The following is a 6827-nucleotide window of genomic DNA, read 5'->3' on the forward strand; positions in this document are numbered from 1 at the left end:
GCGCGCACGGCGGCCATCGCCAGTTCGGCCATGTTCTGGATGCCGAGTTTTTGCTTGATGCGGTAAAGGTGGGTGCCCACGGTGTTGGGGCTGAGGTGGAAGCGGTCGGCCACTTCGGCAACCGAATGGCCCTGGGCGAGCTGCAGGAAGACGTGGAACTCCTTGTCGGTGAGGGCTTCGGCCGGGTGCTCGGGGCGATCGGCGCGGTGCAGCTGGGCGGCGATGTCGGGGTCGAGGTAGCGCTGGCCGGCGGCAACCAGGCTGGCGGCGCGAAGTAGCTCGTCCGGCGCGCTGCGTTTGCACAGGTAGCCGGTGGCGCCGGCCCGGATGGCGCGTTCGGCGGTGAGAGGGTCGCTGTGGGCCGAGGCGATCAGCACGCGGGTGGCGGGCTGTCGGGCGAGGATGCGCTCCAGCGCCGCGAGGCCACCGCAGCCGGGCATCGACAGATCCATCATCAGCACGTCGGGCTCGAGTTCGGCCACGAGGCGCTGGGCGGCTTCACCGCTGTCGGCTTCGGCCAGCACAGTGGCGCCGACGCCTTCGAGGAGCAGGCGGAAGCCCATGCGCACGATGGCGTGGTCGTCGGCGAGCACGAAGCGCTTGTTGTCGAGCCGGGGATCGGGGTGGCTGGTCATGATTGGGCGGGCTCCGGGGCGGTTGCTGCGGTGGAGGAAGGCAGCGGCAGGCGGGCGCGGATGCGTGTGCCGCCGCAGGACGGGCTGCTGATGTCGAGGCTGCCGGCCAGGGCGTCGATCCGCTCGCGCATGCCGGTGAGGCCAAAGCCGGGCTGGCCTGCGGCGGGCTGGATGCCGCGGCCGTTGTCGGTGATCTCGAGCAGCAGGGCGCCCTCGTCGCGCAGCAGGCGGACTCGAACGCGGCCGGCTTCTGCGTGGCGGGCGATGTTGGTGCAGGATTCCTGCACCACGCGCAGCGTGGCCAGCGTGATGTCATCGGGCAGCGGGTGGGGGCCGGCGAAAAGTTCGGTGGCCAGTTCGATGTCCGGGTGGCGTTGGTGCCACGCGGCAAGGTAGCCGCGGATGGCGTCGTCGAGGGTTTGGCGCCGGTCGTGAAGGGGCGGGCGCAGGCGGGTGAGAAGGGCGCGCACATCGCCGTGCATGCGCGAGGCGACTTCCCGGATCACTTGGGCGCTGTGGCTGATTTCCGGGCTGCTGGCGCTGCGCTGGAGGATGGCGCCGGCCAGCGCGGCAACGGCGGTGATGCTCTGGCCAAGTTCGTCGTGCAGTTCACGGGCGATGGCGCAGCGGTCGGCTTCGAGGCGTTGGGTGATGGCCTGGGCGACGGCTTGCTCCTGGTTGAGGCGCACGTTGTCGGCAACGGCCCGGTCGAGCTGGGCGGCCATGCCGTTGAAGGCGTGGGCCAGGCGGGCGAGTTCGGCGGGGCCGTGCTCGGGCAGGCGGGTGTCGAAGTTGCCCTGGCCGGTGCGGTCGAGGGCGGCCATCACGGTGTCGAGGGGCTTGAGCGCGCGGTCGAGCGCCAGCCAGCAGCCGGCAAAAAGCCCGGCGAGGGCGAGCAGCGCGCGTCCGGTGGCGGCGGCGAGGTCGTCCCACAGATCGACGATGGCGCGGGAGGCGTCGGGCTGCAGGCTGAGGGCGAGTGTGCCGGCCTGGATGTGAAGCGCCGGGACATCCGGGTTGAGCCAGTGGGCAAACCAGGCCGGGGCGTCGTGGCCGGCTTTGTAGGTGGAGGGCGGCGAGCGGTAGAGCAGCGCGCCGCCTGGATCGCGGGCTTCAAGCTGATGGGCGCGGATGCGTCCGACCGCAGCGAGGTGGGCCAGCAGGCGGGTTTCGCTCCAGGCCGGGTCGCCGCTGGCCGTGCCGCGGGCCGACACGGCCAGCCATTGGGCGGCCACGCGGTGGGCGGCGGTGATTTCCTCGGCGATGGCCAGGCGGGCATCGCGCACCCACAGCGCGGCGCCGGCCAGCACCAGGGCGGCGGCCAGCGCGGTGAGCACGAGGCTGACGCGCAGGCGCAGCGAGTGGGAGCGGGCGACGTGGATGGAAACATCCGCAACCTGTGCGGGGGCGCATGCGGCGTGGCTCATGTGGATTTCTCCAGCTTGTAGTGCACCGGAACGATGACCTGGATCTCGCGGTTCTGCAGGTGCTCGGGCGGGCGCGGCAGCGGGCCGGCGGAGGTCACGAGCTGGACGGCGTTCTGGTCGAGCACCTCGAAGCCGCTGGAACGCACGATCTGGGTGGCGACGATGTTGCCCTTGCGGGCGATGGTGACGCGCAGTTGCACCTCGCCCTCCCAGCCGCGCAGGGCTGCGATGCGGGGATAGTTTTGCTGCCGTGCGAGCAGGCTGGACAGGCTGCGCCCGTAGCGTTCGAGCTGGGCCGGATCGGGGGCTTCCTCGGCGGCGGGCGGCGGGGGCGCGGTGTCGACACGGGCTGCGGCAAGAGCGGGCGCCGGGGTGCGGGGCGCGGGTTCGGTGGGGGCTTCGAGGGGGGGAGTGACCCCTGCGGATGTTGCCGGGGCGGCTTCGGTGCGCGCTGCCGGCGCAGGCTTCGCGGCATGGGTGCTGCTCGGCCGGCTCAGGATCGGCGGTGTGCGGGCCGCGTCGACGGGCCGGGTGCGGGCTGCCGGCGTGGGCACGACCGGCTGCGGAGCGGGGCGGGCCTCGGCGGGCATTGGAATCGGTGCGGCGCTCTTCAGCACCACCTGCAGGGTTTGCGGAATCGTCCCGTCCATGCGTGGCAGCCCGCCGTGCTGCCACAGCAGGGCCAGCGCGTGGAGGGCGACCGAGGCGCCGATGGCCAGCTTGAGCGTGCGCGGCAGCGCGGCGGCACGCGGCTGGATGGCGATGGCGCTCATTCCCGGGCCTTCCCGGTGCGTAGCGTCTGCTGCTCGAGCGCCGGGTACAACTGCCCGACGGAGCGCCGGTATTCGGCATCCACCACGGCCAGCCGGCGAAACTCGGCGGGCAGCGGAAGCGCCAGGGCTTCGGTCATGTCGAGCCCCTCGTCGGCGGCCTGACGCAGGGTGCGATCGAGCCAGCCGAGCCAGGCGCGGGTTTGGCGGATCGGGCCGGCGTCGTTGGCGACGGGGCCGTGGCCGGGCACGAGGTGCCGGAAGGGCAGCGCCTCCAGCGTGTCGAGGGAGGCCTGCCAGGCGGGCAGACGGGCGTGGGGGGTGGTGGGTGCGCGGTCGTGGAAGACCAGGTCACCGGCAAAGAGAACGCCGGTGCTGCGGTCGAGAATCGCCAGATCGGCGCCGGTGTGGCCTTCAAGGGCGATCAGCTCAAACTGGTGGCCGCCCAGCTCCAGCGGGCCGGCGGCAAGCGGGTGGATTGGGGCGACGGGTTCGGTGCCGGCCATCCAGTCGCCGGCGAGGCGGTACATGTTGTCGTTGAAGCTGCCGCCCTCGGTGTGAATGCCGTGGATCGTGCCGGGCAGCGCTGCCAGGGTGTCGGGCGCAAAGGCCTGGTTGCCGAGGAAGTGGTCCGGGTGGTGATGGGTGTTGATGACGCGCACCACCGGCTGGCGGGTGATGCGGGCGATGGCGCGGCGCAGCTGTTCGCCATAGGCGCGGGACGGGCCGCTGTCGATGACCAGCACGCCGGCCTGGGTGACGATGAAGGCGGTGTTCACGATGTTGCCGCCGTTGGTGAAGCTGAAATCCTCGCTGCGGCCGGTGAGCACCCAGGTGTCGTCGGCAATTTTTTCGGGCGCGAGGCCGTAGTCCATGTCGGCGGCGGCAAGCAGCAGTGCCCAGCCAAGCGCAAACAGGGCGATGAGGGCGCGGGCCGGGGCGCTCATTTTTCGATCGTCGCCGTGATGGCGTTGCCGTTGTTGTCGCGGCCGCTCACCCGGTAGCCGGAGGCGGCGCGGGCGGGCGGAATGTCGATGGTGAACACCGGGTTTTCGGCGAGGGGCTCGAAGCCCTCGATGTGCATCAGCGGTGTGCCGGCGGCGTCGGCCAGGTCGAGCTGCTGGATGTAGAAGGCCGGAATGCCGGCGGCGAGGCCGGTGTCCTCGGGGTGGATGACCCGCAGGCGGATGCGCTCGCCGCCTTCCTTCTTCGGCCACACGCGGCTGCTCACTTCGCCCAGGCGCTTTTGCCATTCGGGCGAGGCGCTACCTGTTGAGGGCAGGGTGCAGCCGCCGCCGGTGGTGTTGACCCAGGTGCCGCCCACGTGCCAGCTGCCGTCGCCGGTGCGGGCCGCGGCGCGCACGGGTGACGATTGCTGCAGCTTGATGCGAAAGCCGAGGCCCGGCCGGGCGCCGCGGGGCTCGAAGCGGACGATCCGGGCGATGGGGTTGAAATCGGCGAAGACCAGCACTTCCTTCACGTCGGGCAGCGCGCTGGCGTCGACGCTCACCGGCACGTTGAGGGCGTTCTCGGCGGTGAGCGGGGCGATTACCCGCACCCGTTCGTCGAACACCACCCGCGCGGCGGCCGGCAGGAACTCCTTCTTCATGTCGCCCCAGCGGGGCGAGTCGAGCGGGTCGGTTTGCGCCGCGGCGATGCCGGGGCCGAGCGCGAGTGCTGCTACAGCAATGGCGTGGTGGATGTTCAAGCTTGTCTCCTGTTGGCGGCCTGCACGTGGGCGGCAGCTCTGTATGAGCGAAGACTCCGCAAGCTCTGTGCCAGTGGCTGCGGCCCGGCCTGGACGCGTCTTCCGCTTGCCCACGCTGCGTCCTGTTCCGCTCCGGGCTGCTGCGCTTTGGAGCAGTTGATGAGGAATGAAGCAGCCGTGACAGGCGGGCGAGCCTGGGGGAGGAGGACGAATTCCGTTTTGTATCGGGAAATTTTCCCGCCGGAGGGCTTTCGGCGTGGTTGGCCGCTGCGGTGGCACAGCTCTTGCGGAAAGGGTCTGAAGCGCGCTTTGGTTGGGCCGGGAGGTGGCCGCCCGGAGCGTGCTTCAGCACCTTTCAAAAGGAGACACTCAATGACCCAAAGGAGCAGAAAAATGAAAAAGCCGTTCGCGATGTCCGTCATCGCTGCCGCGCTGCTGGTTGCCGGTGCAGCCCAGGCGAAGGAAGTGAGCGACGCCGACATCCTCAACGACGCAAAGACCACCGGTGACGTGGTTCACTTCGGTCTTGGCCAGCAGGGCCAGCGCTACAGCGCGCTGGAACAGGTCAACGTCAAGACGGTGAAGAACCTGGTGCCGGTGTGGTCCTTCTCCTTCGGGGGCGAGAAGCAGCGCGGCCAGGAATCGCAGCCGCTGATCCACGACGGCAAGATGTTCGTCACCGCGTCCTACAGCCGCCTGTTTGCGCTGGACGCCAAAACCGGCAAGAAGCTCTGGAAGTACGAGCACCGCCTGCCCGAAGGCATCATGCCCTGCTGCGACGTGGTTAACCGCGGCGCCGCGCTGTACGACAACCTGGTGATCTTCGCCACGCTGGACGCCCAGCTCGTGGCCCTGAACAAGGACACCGGCAAGGTCGTGTGGAAGGACAAGATCGACGACTACGCCGCCGGCTACTCCGCCACCGCAGCGCCGCTGATCGTCAAGGGCCTGGTCATCACCGGCGTGTCCGGTGGCGAGTTTGGCGTGCAGGGCCGCATGGAAGCCCGTGACGCCAAGACCGGCAAGATGGTGTGGATGCGCCCGACCGTCGAAGGCAACATGGGCTACAAGTGGGTGAATGGCGAGAAGGTCGAAAACGGCATCTCCGGCACCCTCAACGCCACCTGGACGGGCGACCTCTGGAAGACCGGCGGCGCAGCCACCTGGAACGGCGCCACCTACGATCCCGACACCAACCTGGTGTTTGCCGGCACCGGCAACCCGGCCCCGTGGAACAGCCACCTGCGCCCCGGTGACAACCTGTACTCGTCGGCCACCGTGGCCATCGACCCGGATACCGGCAAGATCGTCTGGCACTACCAGACCACGCCCCACGACGGCTGGGACTTCGACGGCGTAAACGAGTTCGTGTCCTTCGACTACAAGGATCCGAAGACCGGCCAGATCATCAAGGCCGGCGGCAAGGCCGACCGCAACGGCTTCTTCTTCGTCATCGACCGTACCAACGGCAAGCTGATCAACGCCTTCCCCTTCGTGAAGGACATCAGCTGGGCCAAGGGCTTCGACCTCTCCACCGGCCGTCCGATCTACACCGAAGGCGGCCGTCCGGGCGATCCCACTGCCGCCGGCGAGGATGGCAAGAAGGGCAAGACCGTCTTCTCGGCACCGTCCTTCCTGGGTGGCAAGAACCAGCAACAGATCGCCTACAACCCCAAAACCGGCCTGTTCTACGTGCCGGCCAACGAATGGGGCATGGACATCTGGAACGAGCCGGTCTCGTACAAGCGCGGTGCGGCCTACCTGGGCGCCGGCTTCACGATCAAGGCCCTGCACGACGACTACATCGGCGCACTGCGCGCGGTTGACCCGGTTGCCGGCAAGATCGTCTGGGAGAACAAGAACTTCGCCCCGTTGTGGGGTGGCGTGCTGACCACCGGCGGCGGCCTCAGCTTCTATGGCACCCCGGAAGGCTTCCTGAAGGCACTGGACGCCAAGACCGGCAAGGAAGTGTGGTCCTTCCAGACCGGTTCCGGCGTGGTTGCACCCCCGGTGACCTGGCAGGAAAACGGCGAGCAGTACGTCGCCGTGGTGTCCGGCTGGGGCGGCGCGGTTCCCCTGTGGGGCGGCGACGTGGCCCGCCGCGTGAACTTCCTGGAACAGGGCGGTTCGGTGTGGGTGTTCAAGCTGCACGACAGCAAGGTCGCAAGCAAGTAAGCGGCCGATCTTTGCAGCGCACAAAGGCACGGATTCGTCCGTGCCTTTTTTATTGGCTGTGACCCGTCCTGAAATAGGTTGACACTTTTTTGCCGCAGCAAGGAAGCGTCAA

General features: G+C 69.0%; 6 protein-coding genes. 1 reads left to right on the forward strand and 5 read right to left on the reverse strand.

What is annotated here, in order from left to right:
* From Q1W26_RS01310 to Q1W26_RS01330, 5 genes are all read right to left on the reverse strand, one after another.
* Nucleotides 1-635 (reverse strand): response regulator transcription factor (locus tag Q1W26_RS01310; protein ID WP_300434829.1); only part of this gene is annotated, 635 nt, incomplete at its 3' end.
* Entirely contained in the window at nucleotides 632-2062 is a 1431-nt protein-coding gene (locus tag Q1W26_RS01315) for an ATP-binding protein (protein WP_300434831.1), read from the reverse strand. The genes Q1W26_RS01310 and Q1W26_RS01315, both read right to left, overlap by 4 nt.
* On the reverse strand, nucleotides 2059-2835 hold the full coding sequence (locus Q1W26_RS01320) for a TonB family protein (protein WP_300434833.1): 777 nt from the start codon (nucleotides 2833-2835) through the stop codon (nucleotides 2059-2061). The genes Q1W26_RS01315 and Q1W26_RS01320 overlap by 4 nt, the downstream gene beginning before the upstream one ends.
* Nucleotides 2832-3779: a quinoprotein relay system zinc metallohydrolase 1 gene (locus Q1W26_RS01325; RefSeq protein WP_300434836.1), complete on the reverse strand. Its 948-nt coding sequence runs from the start codon at nucleotides 3777-3779 to the stop codon at nucleotides 2832-2834. The genes Q1W26_RS01320 and Q1W26_RS01325 overlap by 4 nt, the downstream gene beginning before the upstream one ends.
* Nucleotides 3776-4534, reverse strand: a complete 759-nt coding sequence (locus tag Q1W26_RS01330; protein ID WP_300434841.1) for a quinoprotein dehydrogenase-associated SoxYZ-like carrier — start codon at nucleotides 4532-4534, stop codon at nucleotides 3776-3778. Before Q1W26_RS01330 ends, Q1W26_RS01325 begins: the two co-directional genes overlap by 4 nt.
* Before the next feature lie 399 nt (nucleotides 4535-4933).
* Between Q1W26_RS01330 and Q1W26_RS01335 the strand changes: the two genes are divergently transcribed.
* Nucleotides 4934-6715 carry a PQQ-dependent methanol/ethanol family dehydrogenase gene (locus tag Q1W26_RS01335; protein WP_300434839.1) on the forward strand — a complete coding sequence of 594 codons (1782 nt, stop codon included), beginning with the start codon at nucleotides 4934-4936 and terminating at the stop codon, nucleotides 6713-6715.
* Nucleotides 6716-6827 lie beyond the last annotated feature (112 nt).

Source organism: Zoogloea sp., assembly GCF_030157465.1.
Taxonomy (GTDB): Bacteria; Pseudomonadota; Gammaproteobacteria; order Burkholderiales; family Rhodocyclaceae; genus Zoogloea.

Coding starts and splice junctions, on each gene's coding strand:
- Q1W26_RS01315 (WP_300434831.1), bottom strand. CDS start 2,062: ATGAGCCACGCCGCATGCGCCCCCGCACAGGTTGCGGATGTTTCCATC.
- Q1W26_RS01320 (WP_300434833.1), bottom strand. CDS start 2,835: ATGAGCGCCATCGCCATCCAGCCGCGTGCCGCCGCGCTGCCGCGCACG.
- Q1W26_RS01325 (WP_300434836.1), bottom strand. CDS start 3,779: ATGAGCGCCCCGGCCCGCGCCCTCATCGCCCTGTTTGCGCTTGGCTGG.
- Q1W26_RS01335 (WP_300434839.1), top strand. CDS start 4,934: ATGAAAAAGCCGTTCGCGATGTCCGTCATCGCTGCCGCGCTGCTGGTT.